Genomic DNA, 24,953 nt, shown 5'->3' on the forward strand with positions numbered 1-24,953 from the left:
ATAGACAGCGTGCGCTGCCTGATAAAGCTACTCCGAAATACCGGATAAACCATCGGTGATTTATTGACCGGTCAAAGCCGCACCCCGCCATAAAAAAGGCCCTGAACCTACCGGTAGGTTCAGGGCTTTGTGCTGATCAGGATTTGCAAATCCCGACCTGCTATTCAGCCGTTAGTTCGGGTAACCCGGGTTCTGCGTCTTGAGGTTCGGGTTGTTCAGCATCTCCTGCTTGGGCAGTGGCAGCAGCAGGTGTTTCTCCTGAAGCGCCTGCTTCGAGCTCTGGTTGACGTGGCCGACGAAGTTGTCGAAGCCTTTGGTCTGCTCGTTGAACACTTTCCGCAGACGAACCATGTCGAACCAGGTAATGCCTTCGTAGCACAGTTCGTACCAGCGCTCGCGCCATACGGCTTCGCGGAAGGTAGCCGGCGTGAAAGTGCCCAGCGCCGGAGTGGTCAGCTTGGCCCGGTCGCGAATCCGCTTGTAGGCATCGTAAGCCGCCTGGGTCGGTCCGCCGACTTCGTTCTGCGCTTCGGCATACATCAGCAGCACCTCGGCATACCGGATCTGCGGCACGTTCAGGTTGTTCAGACGCGTTCCGGCCACCCCCGCCGTACCGTTGGCGGTGCGGTTGAAGTGCTTGAACACATACGGTGCGCCGAGGCTGAAGGGGGCCCCGTTTCCGTTGGTGAAGTAGGTGGTGTAGAACCAGCCTTCCTGATCCTTCGCCCGCAGGTCGCCCGGCTCGAACGAGTTGTAGAACGAACTGGTCGGTACCGAGCTGCCCGTCCCGGACGGACCGTTATAGGTCACCGGCTTGAAGTTCGGGTAGTAGTTGTCCATCGGGTTACCGGCCACCAGCGTGTTGTACTGGAGCATGAAGAGGTGCTCGACCCGGTTTTTCAGGCTTTCCCGGTGAACGTCTTCGTAGGTCGGGAACAGGTTGATCACCGTCGGGTTGGCATTGGCGTAGGTAATCACCTCGAAGGCTTTATCGGCCGCCAGTTTGTAGTGCGATGCGCCCTTATTGAGAGGGAAGCCGGCCATCGTCAGATACACTCTGGCCAGTTGCGCCTTCACGGCAGCCAGGTTCACCCGGCCGCTGACGTCCATCCAGGCCAGTCCGGCGCCTTCGGCGGCTTTCAGGTCCTCGACGATCAGATTATAGATCTGCTCCTGTGGGGTCCGCGAAGGCTGGAAGTCTTCCGAGGTCACCGTCTGCGGTTTGGTGATCAGCGGAATATCGCCCCAGAGACGAACCGCCATGAAGTAGGCCGTGGCCCGCAGGAAACGGGCTTCGCCCAGGATCTTGTTTTTCTGAGCGTCCGGCATCGGCGTGATGGGCGGCACCTTTTCGATCACCTGGTTGGCCTGGGCAATCACCTTGTACAGACCGTTCCAGTAGTTGACGACGTGGATCGTGTTCCCGTCATGCACCAGACCGTACAGGTTGTTCAGGTCGGAGTTCTGGGCGGTTTCCGTCGTCGAAGTTCCGGTCATGGCTTCCAGCAGCTGCCAGTTGGTCGAGAAGATACCGGCCCCGTCGCCAATAAAGCGAAGGTCGGCATAGACGGAAGCGATGGCGGCTTCGGCGTGGTCCGGGATCGTGTAGAAGTTGTCGGGCGTCAGGTTGGAGGGCGCCTGTTCATCCAGGAAGTCCTTACAGCCTACGGGTCCCAGCAGAGTGGCACCGAGAAGCGCCACCTTGCTCATTTTATTCAATATATTCAATTTCATTGTTATTCTCTTTAGGTCAATACGTTAAGGATTAGAAGCCAACCTGCAGACCGAGCATATAGGTAGTCGGTTTCGGGTAGTTGTGCCAGATCATCCCCTGCGAGAAGGCACTGTTGCCGTCGCCCTGGTTGGTCGGGGTTACTTCCGGATCGCCGACGATCTTGTCATCGACCAGCAGGAAGAAGTTCTGCACCGTGGTGTACAGCCGCAGGCGGCTCAGTTTCAGACGGTTCGTCAGCGCCGACGGGAAGTTGTAACCCAGCAGGATGTTCCGGCCGCGCAGGAAGGAACCGTCCTTGATCCAGTGGCTGTCGACGTTCGTTACGTAACCGGCACGGGTGTCGCGGATTTCGGCGACCATCGTGTTCTGGTTCTGGGGGGTCCAGGCGTTCAGAACGGTCTTGTAGCTGTTAGCCAGCGCCTGACGGTCTTCGCTCGGGTGCAGGTTCATCAGCATGACGTCGTTGCCGTACATGAACTGAAGTTCCAGCGTGAAGTCGAAGTTCTTGTAACGCAGGTTGTTGGTGAACGCGCCCCAGCCTTTCGGGCTGCCGTTTCCGATGATGCTCCGGTCGGCGTCGGTGATGGCCTTGTCGCCGTTCACGTCGAGATACTTGATGTCGCCCGGCAGAATCGTCAGACCGTTCCGGTAGCTGGTGAACTTGGCGGCTTCTTCGCGCTCGGATTCGCTCCATACGCCCAGACGGGTCAGACCCCAGAACGCACCCACCGGCTCACCCACGCGGATGACGTTGGTCGGGTTGGTGAAGTTCGGACCGCCGACGTTGAAGATGTCCGAAGGCGTGGCCAGCGAGAGCACCTTGTTCTTGTTCATCGAGATGTTGAACGTGCTGTTCCACTGGAACCCGCCCGAGTTGACGTTGACCGTGTTCAGGGAGAACTCGAAACCCTTGTTTTCCATCGAACCGACGTTCCGGCGGATGGTGGCATACCCGCTCGTACGCGGCACCGGGGCATCGAGCAGCATGTCGGTGGTCTTGCGGTAGTAGTAGTCGGCTTCCAGCGTGATCCGTCCGTTCAGCAGGCCGAGTTCAACACCCACGTCGGTCTGGGCGGTTTTTTCCCAGCGCAGGTCCGGGTTGGCCAGACGGGTGATCCCGGTACCGGCCACGCGCGAATCGTTGAATACCGTGGCGTAGTTGGAACTCAGCAGGGCCAGCGAAGAGTACGGCGGAATTTCGGAGTTACCGGTCAGACCGTAGCTGGTCCGGAGTTTCAGGTTCGAGATCAGCGGGTTGTTCTTCAGGAAAGCCTCTTCCGACACCCGCCAGGCCAGAGCCGCCGAGGGGAAGAACGAGAACTTGTGGTTGGCCCCGAACTTCGAGGAACCGTCGGCCCGGCCCGTCACCGTCACCAGGTACTTGTCCATCAGGCTGTAGTTGATCCGGCCGAAGTACGAGTTAAACGCAAACCGCGACGCCCCCGAGCTGACGGCCGGGTTGGTAGCACCGGCACCCAGGTTGTTGAACGTGAAGTAGTCCGTAGCGAAGTTGTTGACGCTGGCACCGATGGCGAAGATGTTCGTTTCCTGCCAGGAAATCCCCAGCAGCCCCGTGAAGTTGTGCTTGTCGCCGATCTGCTTGTTGTAGGTCAGGTAGTTTTCCAGCGACCAGAAGCTTTCTTTCCGGTTGCCCGCCGAAGCGTTTCCGTTTCCGCCGATGTTCAGCGTCCGGGTCTGCGACTGGTTGTTCTCCTGGGTCTGGATGTTGATCCCGAAGACCGTCCGCATTTCCAGCCCTTTCGCCAGGCTGATGTTTGAATACAAACTACCCAGCGTGGTCTGCGTGTTCAGGATATACTTCCGGCCCATCAGACGGTGGTATGAGCTCATCGTTCCTTCCGCATACGGATAGTCGCGGTTGTTGGCGAACGTACCGTCGGCGTAGCGAACCGGCATGAACGGGAAGTCTTCCACGATCTGGCGAGCCACGGCGTCGTTGATGTCGACCAGGTTTTCGGTCTGGTTGTTGTAGCTCAGCGTCCCTCCCACTTTCAGCCAGCGTTTGATCTGGTCGTCGATGGTGAAGCGGCCGGAATAGCGTTTCATATACGAGGTCTTGATCAGACCCTGATCGTCGCGGTAGCCCAGCGAGAAGGAGTACTGGGTCCGTTCGGTTCCTCCGCTGAAGTTCAGCTGGTGGTTCTGCGACAGCTTGTTCTGGGACGTCTCCTTGAACCAGTCGGTATCGTAGAGCGGGTTGCCGTTGGCGTCGAAGATGCGCGGGTCGGTCCGGCGCAGCTTGGGGTTCAGGTAGGCCCACTTGCCGGCGTTCCAGCCGACGGGGTCATATTTGGCCATGTTGGCCCAGGCCAGGTCCTCAACGGCCAGATATTCCCGGGCGTTCAGTACTTCCGGGCGGTTCGGGCCGATGGTGTTGACGCTGAAGTCGGCACTGTAGGATACCGTTCCTTCACCGGCCTTCCCTTTCCGGGTCGTTACGAGAATGACCCCGTTCGCACCCCGCGCTCCGTAGATGGCCGTCGAGGAAGCGTCTTTCAGTACCTCAACCGAAACGATGTCGTTCGGGTTGATGTAGTCGATGGCCGAGCTGAACTGGTTCTGGGTTCCCTGCGGCAGCATCACCCCGTCGACCACGTAAAGCGGGTTGTTCGAGGAGTTGATGGAGCTGAAACCACGAATCCGGATGGTGGTCCGGCCGCCCGGCCGCCCGGAGTTGGTATTCACCTGCACGCCCGGCATACGGCCCGAGAGCGCCTGGGTGAGCGATGCCTGCGGACGCTCCCGCAGTTCGGCTTCCTTCACCGAACCGACGGCGCCCGTCAAATCGCTTTTCCGGGTCGTACCGTAACCGATGACGACCACTTCGTCCAGTACCTTATTGTCCGGACGCAGCGTGACGTCGACCGTCGCCCGGTTGCCGATGGCAATTTCCTGGGTCAGATAGCCCACAAAAGAGAAGATAAGCGTACCGCCCTGGTCGGGTGCGGAGATGCTGTAGCCGCCGTTTGCATCGGTGGTAGAACCCCGCTGCGTTCCTTTCAGTACGATACTAACCCCCGGAAGGGCCGAGCCGTTTTCGTCGGTGACTTTCCCGCTGACCGTGCGGTCGGCCGGTTTCGTGTTTTCAATCAGGGGTGAAACCCGTTCAGGAGCAGTTGCCGCGAGGGCCGGATCGGTAAAGAGAAAAGTGGCCAGGAGTGGAATAACGGGAAGCCCCATCCTCCTGCCAGGGAGACCCTGGGAGAGTAAAGGTTTGAGCATAGAGATTGTGCCGGAAGGGCATTGACGGTTGGATTAGAAAAATAAATTAACCGTGAAGAAACAGGAATATTTCGTATTTATAAAAGGAGAGTCAAAGAATTATTAAAATTTTAAAGAAATAGTAAAAAATACGGTAAAATCCCGGCCCGACTTACTTATTATTAAAGGTTATTAAAGCGCTTGATTCATAATTACATACGTTAAATATACCTTAGGGTATCCCCAAAAAAGGGTACGGGTCGGCATCCGAAGGGAGCCGACCCGTATTTTTACAATTCCTTAACCTATTATGATCTCTGCGAAGCCTCTTGCTGAACCCGGTCGAGCTCGTCCTCCATCCACTTCCAGACGGCATCGTCCAGCTGGTTCTTCAGGTCCTGGAAACCGGCCAGAGACTCGTCGCCCTCGCGGAGCGTGTCCCGGAAGACGTCGTCGCCGAGTTCGATGGCGAACAGCAGCCGGGTCGCGTAGTTGCGGATGAGCATTTTCTGCCGAAGCCGGGGGCTTCCGCCCTCCGCCGGAAAACCGGGGTTTCTGAGATTCCGAAAAGACTTCATCTTCGATTTTGTGCTTTGATGGGGATTGACATACCTTAGCCGGTTCGCAGTTTTCCTAAGCAAAGGCAAAACAGGAACCCGATGCTAAAGTCAAAATTTTTCTTTGTACACACAAGAAATAACTGGAAAAAATTTACTTCCCGTGACTGTTTTTGCCCAGAAGATAAAGGAATACCGAAAAAAACATGGCTTAACCCAGTTCCAACTCGCTGAAAGACTGGGTATAAAAGGACAGTCTGTCCAACAATGGGAAAGCGGCAGGACCTATCCGAGAGGGTCGAGACTATCTGCGCTGGCCGACCTGCTGGAACTCAAGATGTCGGACCTGTTTCCGAACCAGACCAATTCCCGGCTCCTCTCCCTTGAAGTTCATACCGTTCCCGGCCTTGCCGTGCCTTCCGACGGCCTGTTCTGTCTGCTGCCGCTGGTGATGCCCGCCAACCGGGCAATTTTCATCCGGCAGTTCGTGCCGGAGCAGTCTCCGGATTTCATCAAAGACGGTTTTCTGCTGGCGCTGCCCGAAGGTGCGGACCCGGCGCGGTATCTGGTCGTCGAAGTAGAAGGCGACCGCATGAAACCGGAGCTGAAAGACCGCGCCCGGGTGCTGGCCGAAGCCGTTCCGCCCGCCGAAATCCCGTATGAATCAGGCGGTATTTATGCCGTCCTGTTTGCCGGTCGCTTCGTTGTCGGCCGCATCAAAACCAACGACCTCGGCCAGACCGATACCCTTACGGTCCACAGCGACGACGAGCGTTTCGGCAGCGTCACCATCAAAGCCGCCGACCTGCGCGGACTCTGGAAGGTGACCCGGATCGTGGATGCGGCCGTCTACTGAACTTTGTTCCGCTTTGCGGGCTGTTTGGGAAAGGGAGAACTACTTTCCCGACCGGTTTGCCATCCCGCCGACCACCCCCAGCCCCCTCCTTGCCAAGGAGGGGGAGAGCGCGCTGCCACTTTTCGGTCCCGCGGAGCCACCCCCTCCTGTTTTAGGAGGGGGCCGGGGGGTGGTCCGGCGCTCCACGTTCCCCGGAAAGACAAACAATCAATCAGAAGGGCAAAAAACGCTTCCCCAAACCAGCTTTTACGGGGCTGCGGGGCTAACTTTTGGGAGGCTCGTCGGTTTATAGGACAATGAGACCCCAACGTATCTCCCTTGTACTGTCCGCGGTCGTCATGGTGCTGGTCATGAGCCGCTGCGGAAAGGTGCAGCCCCGCCCTCCGCAGGCCACCGGCTTCGACCCGCCCATCGCCCCTGCCCTTTCCTACCTGGCCGGCCCGCTTCATTTCCCCCTCAGCGAGCTTCAGGCCAAAATCAATCAGGGGCTGGACCCCGTGCTGATCGGGCGCAGCTCGAAGGAAAGCCGCGGCAATCCGCTGCTGCCGCTGCGGGTCGTGCGCTCCGGCCCGGTCCGCATCCGGTATGAAAACCAGACCGTCAGTTTTTCGGCCCCTATTCAGGTGTTTCTTGTCTCGCCGTTCCGCTCCGGCGGACCCGACTCGCTGAAAGACCCGTTCTGTGCCCTTCACGTCGACTTCCAGAGCCCGCTGGCGGTCTCGCCCGACTGGCGGCTCTCCACCCGCACCCGGTTTCAGCAATACCGCTGGATCCGGCGGCCGGTCGTAAAGATTCTGGGACGGGAAATTTCACTGACGGAGCTGGCGCAGAGGGAACTGGAGCGCCGGAAACCCGACATCGAAGCGGCCATCGACTCGGCGGTTTACAACGAGCTTCGGCTCGACCAGATCGTCAAACCCATCTGGGAAAGCCTCCAGAAGCCGCTGATGCTGAGCAAGGCATACGGTCTCTGGCTGCTGCCGATGCCGGTGGGCGTAACGACCGGGCCCCTGCAGGGAGACAACCGGCAGTTGACCATTCCACTCCGGATCGCCTTTCAGACCCGGACGGTCCTGAACCGGAAACCGCCCGAACCCACTCCCCTGCCCCTGCCGGTGCTGGAAAAACGGGACAGCGTCGATCTGACCTCCGACCTCAGGATTATGAGCTTTCTGTCGTATGCCGACATCAACCGGATTCTGGCCGAATCCTTTCAACGCGAAAAACTGGAGCTGGGCCTCGGCGCCCTGACCATCCAGGGTGCCACGATCTACGGCGGGCAGCACTCGATCATCGCCCGAACGCAGGTGAAGGGGCTGGTCAACGGGACGCTCTATTTCCGGGGCCGCCCGCAGTTCGACACCACCACCAGCACGCTGAAAGTCATCGGGGTCGGTTTCGACGCCCAAACCGAGGAGGCCCTCCCCGACCGCATCGCCCAGTGGTGGGGAAAACCGCTCTGCCGGCTCCTGGAGGAATTTCTCGTGTTTCCGCTGGGAGAAGAAATCCGGCGGATTCCCGAAACAATAACCAGCGAGTTGAAAAAGGGAGAAGCGGGCCGGGCGGCCGACTTCGCCATCCGCGATTTTCAGCTGGTTCCGCAGCGGGTCGCCGTGCGGCCCGACGGTATCCAGACGCTCATCCAAATCCGGTCGAAGGTGGACGTCAGCATCAGGCAGTTATAACGGGCCGGTTATCGGGCAAAGACGATGTAATCCGTCACGGGCGGGGTTTGGAGTTCCGGCCGCAGCAGCTGGACGATCTGCCCCCGGTGGTAGGCGGCATGGTGGCTGAGGTGGGTCAGAATGTCGGCCAGGGTGCTGGTAAACGGCTCGCCCCGCGTGGTGGCGTAGGCGATGGGTCGGTCCAGCCCGTCGTCGGGCTCACCTTCCAGCAGGGCCTTCATATTGCGGAAGTTGCGTTCGGCGGTTTCCTGCATCCAGACGATGGGGATATCTTCCCAGACGGCCACGAAGGGAGTGGTTCCGGTCAGTCTGGCCAGCCACACCTGCTGGGCCGACAGAATGTGTCCCATGAGCTGAATGGCCCGCAGCGGTGGCGTGTTCACCTGTTCGAGCGATTCGATCACGCGCTGGTTGGCCCACCGTTCATACTCCAGGAGCCGGATCATGTAGTCTTTCATGGGTTTGATGCGGGTTGCGGGCTCAGGATCGACGTCACCTGCGCCGACGGCCCCCGGCGAACGGCTTCGTACAGCACATCGGCAACGTTCGTCCGGACGTTCAACTCACTGATTTTGTTGTTGTTCCGGGTCGGATAGACGCGGTTCGACAGAAACACGTAGGAGATGTTGTACTCGGGATCGATCCAGGTAAAGGTGCCGGTAAAGCCGGAGTGGCCGAAACTCTGCGGGCTGGCATACCGGGGCGCATTGCCCGAAAACTTAAACGTAGGCTTGTCGAAACCCAGCCCCCGCCGGCTGCCCTTCTCGGGAAACTGATACCGTGTAAACTCGGTCAGCGTCTCGGGGCTGACGAACTGCCGTCCGCCGTAGTAGCCTTTCTGGAGATACATCTGCACCAGCTTCATCAGGTCGTTGGCCGTTCCGAACAGCCCCGCGTGGCCCGACAGCCCGCCGAGCATGGCGGCCCCCTCGTCGTGGACGCGCCCCCAGATCTGCGTCTTGCGGAACAGGGAGTCGTATTCGGTCGGCACGATGCGGGGCGGAGTGTAGAACCGGCGCGGATTGAAAGTCAGCGTCGTGGCTCCGAGCGGTTCGTAGACGTTGGTTTTCAGGTAGTCCTCGAACTCCTGCCCGGTCTGCTTCCTGACGATTTCGGGGTATAGGTAAAACGAAAGATCGCTGTAGACGTAGGTCTTTTTGTCGCTCACCGGCGAGTCTTTGATCTGCTCGAAGATGGTTTTGCGGTATTTGCGGTGCAGCCAGAGGTTGTCGGTCACCTCCACCCGATAGGGGCCGTGCTTCCTGTCGCTGAAGGTCTTGTCCTTCCAGGTGCCGTCGGGATTTCGGGTATCCATCCAGAACGGAATCCAGGCTTTCAGGCCGGCCTGGTGGGTCAGCACGTCGCGCCAGACGAGGTTTTCCTTGTTGGAGCCCTTGTAGTCCGGCAGGTACTCGGCCATGGTCCTGTTAACGTCGAATTTCCCGGCATCGACGAGCCGCATCAGGGCCAGCGTAGAGGTGCTGATCTTCGTGACGGAGGCCATGTCGAAGAGGTCGTCGAGTTTGGTCGGCGTCAGACCCTCGTAGGTGTGCCGCCCGTAGGCTTTGCGGAAAATCACCTTGCCGTCCTTCGCCATCTGCACCACCCCGCCCGGAAACGCCTTCTGCTGCATGGCGCTGTTCATGATGGAATCGACTCTGGCGGTCAGAAACCGCGAATCGACGCCCACCTCTTCCGGGATGGTGTATTTCAGCCGGGCAATCGGGCTGGTCGTAAGGCCGCCGTTGAGCGGATACTGGGCATTGACCGTAACGGGCAGTTTGCCCCGGGCCGGAATGGCGCCGAAGATCAGCTGGGCCGACAGCTCCTCGGTGAACGGAGTCAGCTGGTAGGCCATGAGGAGCGCCCGGGCCTGGGCCAGCCCATCCAGTTTGTCGAGCGCATATGGATTACCGAAAACCGTCACTAACGCCTTACCGGTTTCGCACAGGGTTTTCAGGATTTCCACCGTTTTGGGCGAAATACCGTACCGAACCGCCGGGCGGATGTTGTTCAGGTGGACGCCCACCAGCACCACGTCGTATTTTTTCAGGTCTTTCCGAATCCGGCTGATAGTCGTGTCCAGCGACGAAGCCGAAATATTGAAATGATCGACCTTTGCGTAGTTCGACAGCATTTTCTGGAAGTCGGTCAGCTGCGGGGCATCCAGCGACACCGAGGCAATGCGTTTGGTTTCCAGATTGAGCAGCGGGATCAGGGTCTCGCCCGAAGCCTCCTTCTCGTTTTTGAGCAGGGTCAGGGCTTCTTCGGTCATCAGCCGGTTGATCAGGCTGGATTCCGGGTCGTTGAGGTCGCTGACCAGATTGGCCAGGTCGACGGGCCGATACCGGTCCAGACCGGCCCAGGCTTTGGCCGCCAGCACCTTGCGGCAGCGGGCGTCGAGGTCGGCCTGCGAAAGCCGCCCGTCGGCGATGGCCTGCTTCACTTCGGCGATGGTCCGCGGGATGTCCTGCGTGTATTCCAGCACGTCCATGCCGGCTTCCAGGCCCATCCGGTCGGCGATGCCCGACGGGTAATACTTCGTGACGCCCTTCATGTTCATGGCGTCGGAAAAGATCAGCCCGCCGAAACCCAGTTCGTTTTCGAGCAGGTCCGTCACTACCCGGCGCGAGAGCGTGCTGGGCAGGTTGCGCGTGGTGTCGAGAGCCGGGATGTTCAGGTGCGCCACCATTACCCCTGCAGCCCCGGCCTGAATGAGCTTCCGGAACGGATACAGCTCCAGTTCCTCCAGCTGCCGGCGGTCTTTAGAGATCAGGGGCAGGTCGTAGTGCGAGTCGGTGCCGGTATCGCCGTGGCCGGGAAAGTGCTTGAGCGACGTGAGCAGGCCGTTGTCCTGCATGCCGCGCATATAGGCCAGGGCCTTGCGGGCCACGGCCTCCTTGTCCTCCCCGAACGACCGGAAGTTGATCACCGGGTTGTTCGGGTTATTGTTGACGTCCACCACCGGCGCGAAGTTGACGTGAATCCCCATTCGCCGGCTCTGCCGGGCCATGAGCGCCCCCATTTTATAGATCAGGTCGTCGCGGCCCTGAATGGCGCCGAGCGTCATCTGGTAGGGGAACCGCACCGTGCTGTCGAGCCGCATCCCCAACCCCCACTCGCCGTCGATGGCGATCAGCAGTGGCACTTTCGCCACCGTCTGAATCCTGTTGACCAGCCGGGCCTGTCGGATCGGACCGCCCTGAAAGAACACGATGCCGCCGACCTGGTAGGTCTGTACCAGCGCCATCAGCGAATCCTCATAGGCTTTGTTCCGGTTCGAGAAACCGGCCACCATGATCAGCTGCGCAATCCGCTGATCGGGCGTCAGGGCATTGAACACCGAATCGACCCAGCGCGGATTCGCTTTCAGAAATGACGGAACCGTCTGGGCTCCGGCCGATTGAACCAACAGAAAAATACCGGCAAGACAGACGAAGAGACGCTTACGAACGGACATGAGTATGTAGGAATTTTCGAATTGTTGAATTGTTGAATGATTGAATGAAGCTCCGCTAACCATTGCACTGCGGAGCCAATTCAATCATTCAATCACTCAACAATTCAACAATTTTACTTCAAAGGTAACAAAATTCATAGGTCAAATGTGTTCCAGGGCCTGCCGCAGGTCGGCGATCAGGAGGTAGGGGTCTTCCAGACCGATGTACAGCCGGACCAGCGTAAAGCCGGTATCGCCGGGGGCCAGGGTTTCTTTGGAATAACCAATACCGGACGGAAATACCAGCGACTCGTGCCCGCCCCAGGAGACGCCCAGAATAAACCGCCGGAAGGCATCGGCGAAGGCATCGACCCGGTCGAGGGAGTCGGTATCGAGGGCGATGGTCAGCAGGCCCCCGCAGCCCGACATCTGCCGCCGGGCCAGCTCATATTGCGGATGCGTGGGCGAGAACGGGTAATACACCCGCTTCACCTTCGGATGGTCTTCCAGAAAAGCGACGATTTTCGCGGCCGAGCGGGCCGAGCGCTCCAGCCGCAGGGGCAGCGTCCGGAGGCCCCGGATCATGAGCCAGGCGTTCTGCGGGCTGATAATGCCGCCGAGGGTCATGAACTCGGAATAGAAGATTTTCCGGATCATTTCGTTCGAGCCGGTGATGACGCCGGCCACGAGGTCGCTGTGGCCGCCGATGTACTTGGAGGCCGAATGCATCGTCAGGTCGATGCCCAGTTTGATGGGTTGCTGGTACAAAGGCGTCGAGTAGCTGTTGTCGACCATCGTCACGATGCCCCGGGCCTTCGCCAGCGCGGCCACCGCGGCCAGGTCCTGTAACTCAAACGTGAAGGTATTGGGCGATTCGAGGTAAATGATGCGGGTATTGGCCTGAATCGCCCGTTCGAAATGCTGCACGTCGGTGCCGTCGACGAAGGTGGTCGTGACGCCGAAGCGGGGCAGGAAATCCATCATCAGGCGGGTGGTCCAGCTATACGGTTTCGCCACGGAAACGATGTGGTCGCCCTGCCCGACGTTGGCAATGACGGCGGCCGCGATGGCCGCGCTGCCGCTCGCCAGCACCAGCGCATCCTCAGCTCCTTCGAGGGCGGCCAGTTTTTTCCGCAGGATCTCCACCGTCGGGTTGTTACCCCGCGTATACAGATGTGCATCGAACTCCCGCAGCATATCCCGGCGCATGGATTCGACGTCCGGAAAGGTGAAATTGCTGGTCTGGATGATCGGCGGGGCAATGGCGTTGTAATAATCGCTCCGGTTTTCACCGAGTTCGTTAAGGATATAGGAAAGGTCCATTGAATGGGTTTGTTATTCTTTTTACTGCTTAAAAACCACCCCCAACCCCTCCTTGGTAAGGAGGGGCTTTCCCCAGGGAAAGAGAAAATCACCCCTCCTTGGTAAGGAGGGGGTCGGGGGGTGGTTCAAATCACCTTCTTCAGCACCCAGTACAGGGGCGCTCCGCTGAAGAACAGACCCCAGCCGATGGCGGCCGGAACCGGGTCGCTGAGGATTACGTTGACCGACACCGCCAGCAGGAACAGGACGAACAGCAGCGGTATCCAGGGATAAAACCGCATTTTGTAGCCCGTATGCGGGTCATGTCCCCGGACGCGTCGCCGGAACACGAAGAGGGATGCGGCCGCGCTCGCCAGCGCCAGGCTGTCGATGGACATGACGTAACTGACGATCTTCTCGAAGGTGCCGAGCACGAGCAGCGAAGCCAGAACGATCACGGTAATGAAGATCAGCGTAAACTCCTGTACCTGGGTCCGGGCATTCACTTTCTTAAAAATCGGCGGAAGAACGCCGTCGTCGGCCATGGCATAGAACACCCGGGGCAGCGACAGCAGCGTGGCGTTGATGTACCCCAGCACCGAAATGAAGATAGCGACCGAAAAGAACGTAAAGCCCCATTCTCCGAACAGCGCCCGCGCCAGGTCGGCGGCAATCAGCCGGGAGCCGGCCAGTCCCGAAAAGCCGAGCTGGCGGTAATAGGCGAAGTTGATGCAGAGATAAAGCGCCAGAATAATGGCGATGCCGGCCAGAATACCGCGCGGGGTGTTCTGCGTCGGGTTTTTGATGTCGGCCCCGAAATTAAGAGTCTGCTGATAACCGCCGTAGGTGTAGAACACCGCAATCAGGCTGACGGCAAAAGCGGACAGTATACCGGTATCGGGCGCCGGGGAGGACGGGGCAGGACCGGCGGACGCACCGGCCGCCGGAGGAAGCAGAGCCCCGAGGCAGAGCAGCGCCATCAGCAGAATTTTCAGCCCGCTCAGGACGTTCTGCGTCCGGGCGCTGGACTTGATGCCGAGGTAATTGACCACGAAGAAGATAAGCACCGTGGCCACGACCGTTCCCTGGATGCCGGCCTGCGAACGGAGGGAGACCGGCAGCAGCGGGTTGATGTACTCCGCCCCGATCAGCGCGACCCCGGCCAGACCGGCCCCGTAGGTCAGCACGATCACCCAGTTGAGCATGAAGGCGAAAACCGGGTGGAAGGCCGTGGAAATCAGTTTGTAAAAACCGCCCGGGAAGTGGTATCGCGCCCCAATCTCGGCGAAGGTCAGTGCCCCGCAGAGGCTCACCAGCCCCCCGGCGATCCAGGCGGCAAAAAACACCTCCGCCGACCCGGCCGACTGAGCCACAATGGCCGGAGTCCGGAAAATGCCGACCCCGATCACGAGGCTGACCACGATCATGGCGATGTCGAAAGCGGTAAGTTTCGGTTGGATCATGCCCCGGCGCGATTAGCTGTGGCGGGGACGTTTGCCGGTGGGCCGGGCCTTGGCGGACTGCTCCTTCTCGTAGTCCTCCCGCTGCCGCTTCTCGGCGATCAGCGTACGGTAGAGGCCGTTCAGAACATAAATATCGTCGACTTCGTCGATCAGGCGGTGCAGTTGTTCGCGTACTTCGGAAACGTTCATTGCAATGGTTCAGGAATGAAGGATACTTTTTAAAGTTGTTTAAAGGAAGCGTAAAGTGCCTAAAGGCGCTGCTTCGATGGTTACGGCTTTTCGTTAGCTACAAACATCAGGTCGCTCCCCGACCCGCAGAAAGGAAGCGTCTTCCTGATAGTCTGGCCTTCGCGAAGCCCTTTTTCCTCCCGACGCCGTTTGTCATCCCGGCCCCTTTTTGTCATCCCGAGGAACGAGGGATCTTGCGGCTGAATGCTCCATCTGACCGGGCGCCGAAGCATAGGATCCCTCCTGCGTCGGGATGACAAACCGGTTGGATGACAAAGCGGTCGGGATGGTAAAACGGTTCCCCAAATCACCTTTAAGGGCATGTCTGATCAAGGGCAATTACATGGGTAATAGGTCTTTAAGATATTTCTGCCGATAGTCCTCCCGCGTTCCTTTTATCGCCTGCGCTCCATACCGGGCTAACGTCTCGTCACTGACAGGGACTTGAAGGATCGCCATAAGGTTTGTTTTCTCAAAGATAACGATTCCGATAGCGGATTTGTCATTTCCTCAGCCGGCTCAGTGGAAAAAGAAGTATCCCAGGGCGATGCCGGCGACGACGCCCGCAAAGTCGGCGATCAGGCCGGCGACGATGGCGTAGCGCGTCTTCCTGATCCCGACCGACCCGAAATACAGCGCCACGATGTAGAACGTCGTTTCGGCCGCCCCCTGGAAGATACATGACAGCCGGCCGACGAACGAATCGGGGCCGAACTGCTTCATGGCGTCGATCATCAGCGCCCGCGACGCGCTCCCGCTCAGGGGCCGCATCAGAGCCACCGGCAGGGCATCCGTGAAATCGGTATTGACGCCCGTCAGGCCGATGAGGAACTTCATGCCGTCGACGATGTAGGTCAGCGCCCCGGAGGTCCGGAAGGCACTGATGGCCACCAGCATCCCGACCAGATAGGGAATGATCCGGACGGAGGTTTCGAAACCGCCCTTGGCGCCCTCGATGAAGGTGCTGAAAATATCGATTTTCTTCCGAAGCGCCCCCAGCAGAAAGGCGATGATGATGCAGAACAGAATGACGTTGCCGACCACTCTCGACACCTGCTCGATCTGCTCTTTGGGCAGGGAGGACAGGTACCACAGGATGAGCGCCAGAAAAGCCGTGATACCGCCCAGCCAGCCCAGCACCAGCCCGTTGAACAGATTGATGCGCTGTTTGAGGGCCACGATGAACATACTGAACACGGTGGCCACATACGTGCCGATCAGGCAGGGAATGAAAATGTCGGAAGGGTTGGTGGCTCCCAAGATGGCCCGCTGGGCCATGACCCCCAGCGGCACGATGGTCAGGCCGGAAGTGTGCAGCACCAGAAACATGATCTGGGCGTTGGAGGCCGTTTCCTTATCGGGGTTCAGTTCCTGAAGGCTCTGCATGGCCCGCAGCCCGAAGGGCGTCGCGGCATTGTCCAGCCCGAGCATATTGGCCGAGAAGTTCATGATCATCTGGCCGTTGGCGGGGTGGTTTCTGGGTACCTCCGGAAAAAGCTGATTAAAAAACGGACCGATGATGCGGGCCAGAAAGTTGATGGCACCGGCTTTTTCGCCCAGGTTCAGCAAGCCCAGAAAAAAGGTCATGACGCCCGCCAGCGGCAGGGCAATATCCATTACCGCGCTTTTGGATGAGTCGAACAGGCCCTCGATGACGGTCTTGAAGATTTCGGTATCGCCCAGAAATATCAGTTTGAAGAGAGCGATTACAAAAGCAATGATAAAAAAAGCTACCCAGATATAGTTAAGGGCCATGTTACGGACTCGGTTTTCGTAGCAAAGTAGGCCGATTTTTGTTATTTCGCAACGGATTCCCTCCCGGCCGTACGGACGGCGGCCGGGGCACCCGGCGCAATCCCGCACCTTGAACAGAATGAAAATCGGCTTCCTGCTCCTTTTACTCTCCTGCCAGTTGGTGACCGGGCAGACTCGAATCGAGCAGGCCATGATTCGCCAGGGGCTGGTCGACGTTCAGAAAATCGACCCGACCATCCTGGTGGATCTGAAGTACTCGACCGCCGATAACTTCATCGGAAAGGACGTGTATGGGGACCTTACCCATGCCTACCTCCAGCCGATGGCGGCTCAACGGCTCGCCCAGGCCGGCCGGTACCTCCGCCGGCAGAAACCCGGCCTCCGGCTGCTTGTCTATGATGCCGCCCGCCCCCAGACCGCCCAGTGGAACCTCTGGAACGCCCTGCACCTGCCCGAAAAGCAACGCCGGAAATACGTCGCCGACCCACGCATAGGCTCCATCCACAGTTACGGCTGCGCCGTGGACCTGACCCTCGCGACGGCGGACGGCAAACCGCTCGATATGGGTACCCCCTTCGATTTTTTCGGGGATCTGGCCTATCCCGAAAAGGAAGCCTCTCTGCTCAAGACCGGCAAACTGACCCGCCCCCAGGTCGAAAACCGCCGTCTGCTGCGCTCGGTTATGCAGCAGGCCGGCTTCTCCCCCATCAAAACCGAATGGTGGCATTTCAACGCCCTGTCGAGGGAAAAGGCAAAACGGCAATACAAACGGGTGGAGTAATCGCCCAACCCCTAACTTCTCCGCCTTCACTCCCCGGCCCGAATGATTCCCTTTGTATCGTGCCTAAGGAGCCGTTCGAAGAGCTGGACGGTGGCTGCGGCATCGCCGTGAGCGCGGTGGCGGTGGGTGATCGGAATCTGGAGGCTGAGGCAGAGTTTGCCGAGGCTGTAGGAGGGCAGGCCGGGGAAAATCCGGCGGCTCAGCTGAACTGTGCAGAGTTTGTGGCGCTCGAAGGGCCGGCCGATCCAAGCAAATTCCTTCTTGAGAAAACCGTAGTCGAACGGGGCGTTGTGAGCAACAAAAACCGCCCCCTCCGTGACGCGGGCGATGGCCTCGGCCACATCGGCAAAATCCGGGGCCTCCTGCACCATGGCGTCGGTAATGCCCGTCATGCGGCTGATGAACGGAGGAATGGGACAGCCGGGGTTAATCAGTGAGTGGAAACTATCGACCACCTGAAGGCCGTCGTGCCGGAAAACCGCCACATCCGTCAGCCGGGTCGGGCCGCCGATACCGCCCGTCGTTTCTACGTCGACAATGGAAAACATAGGGCGCAAGATAGCACAGTTTCCGAAAGTTTAATAGATCGTTCACGGCCCCTTAACAGTAAGGCAATACCCAATGCCTACCTTTGTTTCAGCAATGGGAAAACGCAGTATCTCCTTCCATTTAAGCGTGTTCTCTCTTCATGTACATTGGGTATAAACAGGCAAAAGCGGGTCCGTTCAGTGGCTCGCTTTTCCTTTTTTCGATAAGATTTCAGGAAACAGGCCCCGGCAAATGGTTGTAAAGAAAAACCTGAATGGACAAGGAAATATGAATAGACGGGAAGCGCTATCTTCCATCGGGCTGTTGACCGGTCTGGCTCCGACCGACCTGGCAAATCCGCACCGCCGGAAGCGGGTCCTGCGGCTGGCGCACCTCACCGACGCCCACATGATGCCGCGCCGGAAAGCCGAGGAGTCGCTGGCGAAGTGTCTGCACCGGCTTCAGTCGATGAAAGACCGGCCGGCTTTCATTCTCAACGGGGGCGACGCCATCATGGATGCCCTTTCCCGGGATAAAAATACCGTAAAGAAGCAGTGGGACGTCTGGAACCGGATTCTCAAAGACGACAACTCGCTGCCGGTCTACCATTGCATCGGCAACCACGACGTCTGGGGGTATGACGGCGGCAGGGAAGACCCGCTTTACGGCAAAGCCTGGGCTACCGAGCAACTGGGCCTCAGCAACCGGTATTACAGTTTCGACCACAGCGGCTGGCATTTCGTGGTGCTGGACAGCACCCAGCCCAACGCGGAAGGCGGCTGGTATACGGCCCGGCTCGACGACGAGCAGCGCGACTGGCTGGAAAAAGACCTCCGGAAAACCGATGAGAAAAAGCCGGTGCTGATCCTGTCGCACATCCCGATCCTGTCGGCCTCGGTCTTCTACGACGACGAGGTGCAGAAAAACGGAAAATGGGAGATACCGGGCGGGTGGCTGCATACCGACGCGTCGGACCTGATCAGACTGTTCCATAAAAACCGGAACGTGAAAGTCTGCCTGAGCGGTCACATGCATCTGCTCGACCGCGTCGACTACAACGGCGTGACGTACCTCTGCGACGGGGCCGTCAGCGGCAACTGGTGGGACAGCGACGTCTACCACGAAACCCGGGCCGGCTACGCCCTCATCGACCTCTTCAGCGACGGCTCCGTGGAACGCACCTACGTGATGTACTGACCGGGCCGGCCGTCATTTTTTCCTGTAGAAATTATAAACGATCGACGCCTGGAAGGTCCGGTTGTAGTATTTCACGGTGGGCGTACCGGAAATGTCGTTCAGGCCGTGGATGTAGCGCAGGTGCAGGCTGAACTTTTCGGCTAAATCCAGAAAATCGTAATGCACCCCGACCACGATGCCGAGGTCGTTCTTTTTGGCCGGGCCGTTGGTGCGGGTCGTGTTGAGCGCGTAGCTGAACTCAGGTCCGGCCTGGAACGTCAGCCCTTCCGTCGGGATATAACCGACCAGCAGCGGCAGACTCAGGTAATTGTAGTTGTTGCGGGTCACGCGGCCGGTCGTATATTCCTTGAATGAGCCGCCCTTCACCGAATACAGCGCTTCGGGCTGCAGCACGATCCGGTTGAGCCGGAGCCGGTACATCGCTCCGAGGTGAAAATCGTTCTTGAACCGGGAGTAAAACCGGGTCGGGCCGTCCTGAGCCGTTTTGGCGGAGTTGACCCCGGCCTTGACGCCGAAATGCCCCCCAACCTGGGCAAATGAAGAAAACGATGCGAGTAAAAACGCGGATAGAATGAAAATTCTGAATGTCGACATACCGAATGAAGAAGGAACCGGCCGGTCCGGCATTCAATAACGAACCGACAGACAAATAACGGGAGAATTCCCTTTATCTGCTATCGGTCGCCAAAAACTTCATCGTGGAAGGACTACTTCGTCAGGAAGCTCAGAATGGCCAGAATGGAGCCGACAATCCCCAGGAACTGAAGCAGCCCGACGAGGGACACCGTTTTACTCAGGTCGCTTTTGGCACTGGCTACTTCCCTGAGCAGGTCCTCCCGAACGTTGAACAGCTCATCGCGGGTCGCCAGATGGCGGATGTTTCGTTCGACGTTTCGCTCCACCCCGTTCAATTCAGCCGCGGGTCGACGGGGTAGTGGGACAGGACACGGTACTGACCGCCCATTCGGCGCAGGACGCCCCGCCAGAACTGGTCGGAGGGCGTATCGAAGATGAAACCCGCGTCGGTATGGCTGACGATCCAGGCATTCTGGGCCATTTCGTCGGCCAGCTGCCCGCCCGACCAGCCGGAATACCCGACAAAAAACCGGATGTCGTTCTCCTTCACGGTGCCGGTGTTGATCAGTTGCCGGAGCTGATCGAAATTCCCGCTCCAGTACAGCCCGTCGGCCACCCGGATCGAGTCCTCGAGCGCGTCGCCCAGGCGGTGAATGTAGTGCAGCGTGTTCTGCTGCACCGGCCCGCCGACATACAGCGGGTAATCATGGTACAGCTCGTCGGTGAGAACATCGTTCAGCCGAACCTGGGCGATCTGGTTCAGGACCAGGCCGAAGGTGCCGTCTTCATTGTGTTCGCACACCAGGATGACACTCCGCTCAAAATTAGGATCGCCCAGAAACGGCTCGGCAATCAACAGACTTCCGTTCGTAACAGCTTGTGCGCCCATATATCTGCGATTCAGGTTGAAAAATCATTCCATTGCTCTATTTACGAAAGATTGGGTATCTTACTAACGCTCCCACCCCGACAATTTTCGTAACACAATCTTAATACCAAAATAAGTAACCTAAATTATTCGAAAAAGAACTTTGGATGCGGCTGTAGCCGTGGTCAAAACACCAGATAATGAGTATGCGGTCTGCCTTTTCGACTAACTATCATAGCCACAGCCATTTCTGCGACGGTGTCGGCACCCCGGAGGAACAGGTGCAGGGCGCTTTGCAGGCCGGGCTGCGGGCCTTCGGCTTTTCTTCCCACTGCCCCATGCCGTTCGACAACCGCTGGAGCATGAAGGCCGGCCGGCTGGACGATTACCTGCGGGAAACCGCGTCCCTGAAGGAAAAGTATGCCGGCAGCATCGAACTGTACACGGGGCTGGAAGTCGATTATATCCCGAACCGCGTCGGCCCTTCCACCTACCGCGACCGGCTGGACTATACCGTCGGGTCGGTTCATTACGTCGGCCTCGACGACGGCCGGCGGCCCTGGGAAATCGACGGCAGCCAGACGGTTTTCATGGACGGCCTGACCGAAGTCCATCAGGGTGATATTGAGACCGTTATCCGGCTATATTACGGATTGATCCGCGAAATGGTTGCGCATGATCCGCCGGACATCGTCGGCCACCTGGACAAGATCAAGATCCAGAACGCGGGCCATGCCCTGTTCGATCCCTCGGCCGACTGGTACCGGTCGGAAGTGATCGCTACGCTGGACGCCGTCGCGTCGGCGGGCTGCATGGTGGAGGTCAATACCCGGGGGCTGTACAAGAAAGCACTGACGACCTACCCCGGCCCCGAGTGGCTGCCGACGATGCGGGAACGCAACATTCCGGTCGTGCTGAATTCCGACAGCCACCACCCGTCCGAAATCAGCGCCGGTTTCAGGCAGGCGGGTGCCTTCCTGCGCGAAGCCGGCTACAACACCGTCCGGGTGCTGCTCGACGGCCATTGGCAGGACAGCCCGATCGACCTTCCCTGAGGGAATCCAACCAAAAACCGCATCCGGATTTTCATTTTTATTCTGAACGGGCATCTCATGAGCCAACCCGCTTTCCTAAAAAACCAGACGGTTTTCGTGCTTTTTGGAGCCACGGCGGCTTTCTGCACCTATGCCTGCATGTATGCCTTCCGAAAGGGCATCACGGCCGTCACCTTCGAAGGGATGAGTTACGCCGGTGTCAGCTATAAAATCTGGCTGATCACGGCCCAGGTCTTCGGCTATGCTCTCTCCAAGCGGATCGGCGTCAAGGTGGTGTCGGAGATGAAACCGGGCCGGCGGGCGCTGTATGTGCTGGGTTTTATCGGAATCGCCGAGCTGGCTCTCCTGGGCTTCGCCTTGATTCCGCCCCCCTACAATATCGTTTTCCTGTTTCTGAACGGCCTGCCGCTCGGGATGGTCTACGGCACCATGCTGGGATTTCTGGAAGGCCGCCGGCAGACCGACGGGCTGATTGCGGGCCTGACGGCCTCCTTCATCTTCGCGTCCGGCTTCGTCAAGACCGTGGCGCTGACGATCCGGCAGTCCTGGGGTATTTCGGAGTTCTGGCTGCCGTTCGTGACCGGGCTGCTGTTCGTGGTGCCGTTGCTGATTGCGGTCCGGATGATGACGCTCCTGCCTCCGCCCACGGCCGAAGACCGCGCCCAGCGCACGGAACGCACCCCGATGAACCAGGCCGAACGGCGGCAGTTTCTTCAGACGTTTTCCTTCGGCCTGACGGTGCTGATCGTCTCCTACGTGCTGCTGTCGGCCTTCCGGGATTTCCGCGACAATTTCGCTCCCGAAATTCTTTCCTCCGTCGGCATCAGCGACCCCTCGGTTTTTACGCAGACGGAAACGACCGTGGCGGTGGGCATTCTGCTGCTGATGGGGGGTCTTCAACTGGTGAAGGATAATTTCAGGGCGTTCCGGCTCATCAACGGAGTGATGCTGCTGTCGGCGGTGCTGATCGGCGTCAGCACCTGGCTGTTCCGGCAGGGGGTGGTTTCTCCCGGCATCTGGTTCACGCTGGTCGGTATGGGGTTGTACGGGGCTTATGTGCCCTGCAACGGCCTGTATTTCGAGCGGCTGGTAGCTTCCTTCCGGTATGTCAGCACCGTCGGGTTCATCGTGACGCTGGCCGATTATTACGGCTATATGGGCAGCGTGGCGGTTCTGCTTTACAAGAACTTCGGCCAGCCGAACATCAGTTTCCTGGACTTTTTCGTGTATTCGGCCTATTTCATTGCCGTCGTCTACGGGCTGCTGGTGGTGCTTTCCTTCGGCTATTTCCGGCGACGGTATGAAAACCTGACGACCCGGGCGGTTTCCGAAAAGATCGACTCCCGTTAATTACACGGGCTCCGGTCGGCCGACGAAACGCAGGCCCCCGGCCGCGTTTTCAAGGGCGACCGGGTAAAACAGATACCAGAGAAAGACGTGCAGCAGCGCGTCCGGCTCCTCCACTCCGGTCCGGATTCGGACCACGCAGCGTCCCTGGTCGGCTTCCAGCCCATAGGCCAGTACGGTCCGGCCCTGCTCGCGCAGATCCCATTCGGCCATGGGGTTATTCCAGATGACGAGTTCATATACCTTCTGCCGGAAGGTAACCTCCAGCGTGTTGGCATACCAGCGCGTCGGGCGGGCCAGGAGAACCGGAGCGCCGTCCGCTTCCCGCAGTTCGACGGCGGTCGACCAGAAACCGATCTGCTTCAGATGATAAGTCTGCCCGCCGATCCGGGCTTCGGCCTGCTGACCGAACGAATCCAGCCGGATGTCGAGCCGACCGAGGGGCTGGTTTCCATCGAGGATCGTGAAGGCGCCGTCGCCGGTTTGCCGCCACTGTTTCGTTGAATTCATTGCCTTGTGAATGGATGGTTAGCACTGCCAGTCTTCCGAACCGGCCAACAAAGAATATGTAAATTCCGGAAGTAATCCCATAGGTAAAAATTGATTTAACAATAAATTAAAACCCGGGCCTCCGCCGGATGCCTGCCCGGCATGGGTCGGGACAAACCGCCCTTTCAGAAGGTCCGGATGGCGGATACGTCGGCTGAAAAAGTAGGCTCGCTACTCCCCGTTTTTCAGCCGCCCGCAGGAACTGTGTGACATCCTGCTGAGGCTGTAGGCGGCATCCGCACTCTTTTAAACGACGAAACCCCTCCCGGACCGGGAGGGGTTTCGTCGTTCCTGAAACCGTATGGGGCTACTCTACGACGCTCAGCTTCACCATATTGGTCTTCCGGAATTCCAGAAGCGGCAGGCTGAGGGTATTGATGAAAATGTCGCCCGGTTCGAGGGCGCCGTGTTTCACCAGCAGATTCTTGATTTCCTCCACGGTCTGCTCCACGTTGTTGGCCGGATTCGACTGATAGGGCATCACCTGAACGCCCCAGTACAGGGCAAGCGTATTCATCAGGGCCCGGTCGGGCGTAAAGACGAACAGGCCGGCTTTCGGACGATGGTGCGACAGACGAACCGCCGTGTAGCCGGAGGTGGTAATTCCGATAATGGCTTTGGCTTTCGTGTCCCGGGCCAGGCGGCAGGCGCTCATCACTACATTGTCGTTCAGGACGTTGTCGGTGGGGTGCTCATTCACGTAGGCATGGTAGCGGAAGTAGATCTTGTCGGACTGCTCCTCCACCTTCTGAATCGTGCGGGCCATGTGTTCGACGGCCAGTATCGGGTATTTCCCGGAAGCCGTTTCGGCGCTCAGCATCACCGCATCGGCTCCGTCGAGTACGGAATTGGCGATGTCGTTCACCTCGGCGCGGGTCGGCCGCGGGGCGTCGATCATGCTTTCCAGCATCTGGGTCGCTACGATGACGGGTTTAGCCGCCCGGTTGGATTTCTCGACGATCAGCTTCTGAATCATCGGGACATCTTCGGCCGGCAGTTCGACTCCGAGGTCACCGCGAGCCACCATGACGCCGTCGGTGGCTTCGATGATTTCGTCGATGTTCGCAATGGCCTCCGGCTTTTCCAGCTTGGCCACCACGCGGGCAATTTTTCCTTTGGACCGGATGTAATCCTTCACCTCCTGAATCTCCTGCGCCTGCCGAACGAATGACAGGGCGATCCATTCGACGTCATGCTCCAGACCGAATTCCAGGTCGGCAAAATCCTTCTCGGTCACGGACGGCATGGATACCTTCGTGTTCGGGAGGTTCACCCCTTTCTTGGATTTCAGCAGACCGCCGTACACTACTTCCGTGACGATGTCCGTGCCGTCGATGCCGATGACTTTCACTTCGAGCTTCCCGTCGTCGAGCAGGATGCGCTCGCCCGTTCGGACGTCCCGGTACATCCCTTTATAGGGCGTACTTACCCGCTCGGCCGTACCGACCACATCTTCGTTGGTGAAAACCAGTTTATTACCGGGCAGAATCATCACGCCCTCGTCCTTTTCAACCTTACCGATCCGAATTTTCGGACCCTGAAGGTCCTGAAGAATGGCAAGCGTGAGACCATATTCCTCGTTGATTTCCCGGATGCGAAGGATGCGCTGCAGGTGTTCTTCATGGGTACCGTGCGAGAAATTGAGCCGGAACACGTTCACACCGGCGCGGGCCAGGGCCAGCAGTTGCTCTTTGCTTTCGGACGCCGGGCCGACCGTGGCAACAATCTTGGTTTTCTTCAATAACATAGAACTTGGTAGAAGTCTGTAGACCAAACGGGTGCAAAATAAGCAAGCCTTTCCGACATATCA

General features: G+C 58.8%; 21 protein-coding genes. 6 read left to right on the forward strand and 15 right to left on the reverse strand.

Translation table 11 applies throughout. The features are described from left to right. Positions 1-171: 171 nt before the first annotated feature. From DX909_RS00465 to DX909_RS00475, 3 genes are all read right to left on the reverse strand, one after another. Positions 172-1,734: a RagB/SusD family nutrient uptake outer membrane protein gene (locus DX909_RS00465; RefSeq protein ID WP_128543082.1), complete on the reverse strand. Its 1,563-nt coding sequence runs from the start codon at positions 1,732-1,734 to the stop codon at positions 172-174. A gap of 31 nt (positions 1,735-1,765) precedes the next feature. Next, positions 1,766-4,936 carry a SusC/RagA family TonB-linked outer membrane protein gene (locus tag DX909_RS00470; RefSeq protein ID WP_229310886.1) on the reverse strand — a complete coding sequence of 1,057 codons (3,171 nt, stop codon included), beginning with the start codon at positions 4,934-4,936 and terminating at the stop codon, positions 1,766-1,768. A gap of 329 nt (positions 4,937-5,265) precedes the next feature. Further along, a complete protein-coding gene (locus DX909_RS00475; RefSeq protein ID WP_128543084.1) occupies positions 5,266-5,535 on the reverse strand; it encodes a hypothetical protein in 270 nt (89 codons plus the stop codon). A gap of 142 nt (positions 5,536-5,677) precedes the next feature. On the opposite strand from DX909_RS00475, the gene DX909_RS00480 reads away from it, so the two are divergent. Both DX909_RS00480 and DX909_RS00485 read left to right on the forward strand, forming a co-directional pair. Then, positions 5,678-6,370 carry a LexA family transcriptional regulator gene (locus tag DX909_RS00480; RefSeq protein WP_164851154.1) on the forward strand — a complete coding sequence of 231 codons (693 nt, stop codon included), beginning with the start codon at positions 5,678-5,680 and terminating at the stop codon, positions 6,368-6,370. Positions 6,371-6,666: 296 nt separating this feature from the next. Further along, positions 6,667-8,055 (forward strand): DUF4403 family protein, encoded by a 1,389-nt coding sequence (locus DX909_RS00485; protein WP_128543086.1) that lies wholly within the window; start codon positions 6,667-6,669, stop codon positions 8,053-8,055. An 8-nt stretch (positions 8,056-8,063) separates the two neighbouring features. On the opposite strand, the gene DX909_RS00490 is transcribed toward DX909_RS00485, so the two are convergent. The 6 genes from DX909_RS00490 to DX909_RS00510 form a co-directional block, all read right to left on the reverse strand. Then, a complete protein-coding gene (locus tag DX909_RS00490) occupies positions 8,064-8,513 on the reverse strand; it encodes a DinB family protein (RefSeq protein WP_128543087.1) in 450 nt (149 codons plus the stop codon). Continuing rightward, a complete protein-coding gene (locus DX909_RS00495) occupies positions 8,510-11,515 on the reverse strand; it encodes a serine hydrolase domain-containing protein (protein WP_128543088.1) in 3,006 nt (1,001 codons plus the stop codon). Before DX909_RS00495 ends, DX909_RS00490 begins: the two co-directional genes overlap by 4 nt. Positions 11,516-11,656: 141 nt before the next feature. Beyond that, positions 11,657-12,817: an aminotransferase class I/II-fold pyridoxal phosphate-dependent enzyme gene (locus DX909_RS00500; protein WP_128543089.1), complete on the reverse strand. Its 1,161-nt coding sequence runs from the start codon at positions 12,815-12,817 to the stop codon at positions 11,657-11,659. Between the two features lie 125 nt (positions 12,818-12,942). Next, entirely contained in the window at positions 12,943-14,259 is a 1,317-nt protein-coding gene (locus tag DX909_RS00505; protein ID WP_128543090.1) for an APC family permease, read from the reverse strand. A 12-nt stretch (positions 14,260-14,271) separates the two neighbouring features. Further along, a complete protein-coding gene (locus DX909_RS29410) occupies positions 14,272-14,448 on the reverse strand; it encodes a hypothetical protein (protein WP_164851155.1) in 177 nt (58 codons plus the stop codon). Between the two features lie 558 nt (positions 14,449-15,006). After that, on the reverse strand, positions 15,007-16,242 hold the full coding sequence (locus tag DX909_RS00510; protein WP_128543091.1) for a spore maturation protein: 1,236 nt from the start codon (positions 16,240-16,242) through the stop codon (positions 15,007-15,009). Positions 16,243-16,360: 118 nt separating this feature from the next. On the opposite strand from DX909_RS00510, the gene DX909_RS00515 reads away from it, so the two are divergent. Next, on the forward strand, positions 16,361-17,023 hold the full coding sequence (locus DX909_RS00515; RefSeq protein ID WP_128543092.1) for a M15 family metallopeptidase: 663 nt from the start codon (positions 16,361-16,363) through the stop codon (positions 17,021-17,023). Positions 17,024-17,049: 26 nt separating this feature from the next. Here DX909_RS00515 and DX909_RS00520 read toward each other — a convergent pair whose 3' ends face one another. Further along, entirely contained in the window at positions 17,050-17,571 is a 522-nt protein-coding gene (locus DX909_RS00520; RefSeq protein WP_128543093.1) for a 3'-5' exonuclease, read from the reverse strand. A gap of 268 nt (positions 17,572-17,839) precedes the next feature. On the opposite strand from DX909_RS00520, the gene DX909_RS00525 reads away from it, so the two are divergent. Beyond that, positions 17,840-18,748: a metallophosphoesterase family protein gene (locus DX909_RS00525; RefSeq protein WP_128543094.1), complete on the forward strand. Its 909-nt coding sequence runs from the start codon at positions 17,840-17,842 to the stop codon at positions 18,746-18,748. A gap of 12 nt (positions 18,749-18,760) precedes the next feature. On the opposite strand, the gene DX909_RS00530 is transcribed toward DX909_RS00525, so the two are convergent. From DX909_RS00530 to DX909_RS00540, 3 genes are all read right to left on the reverse strand, one after another. Further along, a complete protein-coding gene (locus DX909_RS00530; RefSeq protein WP_128543095.1) occupies positions 18,761-19,342 on the reverse strand; it encodes a porin family protein in 582 nt (193 codons plus the stop codon). Between the two features lie 113 nt (positions 19,343-19,455). Next, positions 19,456-19,650 carry a hypothetical protein gene (locus DX909_RS00535; protein WP_128543096.1) on the reverse strand — a complete coding sequence of 65 codons (195 nt, stop codon included), beginning with the start codon at positions 19,648-19,650 and terminating at the stop codon, positions 19,456-19,458. Positions 19,651-19,655: 5 nt separating this feature from the next. Further along, positions 19,656-20,213, reverse strand: coding sequence for a YqgE/AlgH family protein (locus DX909_RS00540; RefSeq protein WP_128543097.1), 558 nt, complete (start codon positions 20,211-20,213; stop codon positions 19,656-19,658). 185 nt (positions 20,214-20,398) lie between these two features. Here DX909_RS00540 and DX909_RS00545 point away from each other — a divergent pair, with 185 nt between their 5' ends. Next, a complete protein-coding gene (locus DX909_RS00545) occupies positions 20,399-21,247 on the forward strand; it encodes a histidinol-phosphatase (RefSeq protein ID WP_164851156.1) in 849 nt (282 codons plus the stop codon). 57 nt (positions 21,248-21,304) lie between these two features. Further along, positions 21,305-22,597: a DUF5690 family protein gene (locus tag DX909_RS00550; RefSeq protein WP_128543099.1), complete on the forward strand. Its 1,293-nt coding sequence runs from the start codon at positions 21,305-21,307 to the stop codon at positions 22,595-22,597. Here DX909_RS00550 and DX909_RS00555 read toward each other — a convergent pair whose 3' ends face one another. Both DX909_RS00555 and pyk read right to left on the reverse strand, forming a co-directional pair. Continuing rightward, entirely contained in the window at positions 22,598-23,104 is a 507-nt protein-coding gene (locus DX909_RS00555) for a hypothetical protein (RefSeq protein ID WP_128543100.1), read from the reverse strand. 346 nt (positions 23,105-23,450) lie between these two features. After that, the gene (gene pyk / locus DX909_RS00560; RefSeq protein WP_128543101.1) at positions 23,451-24,890 is read right to left on the reverse strand and encodes a pyruvate kinase; all 1,440 of its coding nucleotides are present in this window, start codon (positions 24,888-24,890) and stop codon (positions 23,451-23,453) included. Between the last annotated feature and the right edge of the window lie 63 nt (positions 24,891-24,953).

This window comes from Larkinella soli (assembly GCF_003703975.1).
GTDB classification, from domain to species: domain Bacteria; phylum Bacteroidota; class Bacteroidia; order Cytophagales; family Spirosomataceae; genus Larkinella; species Larkinella soli.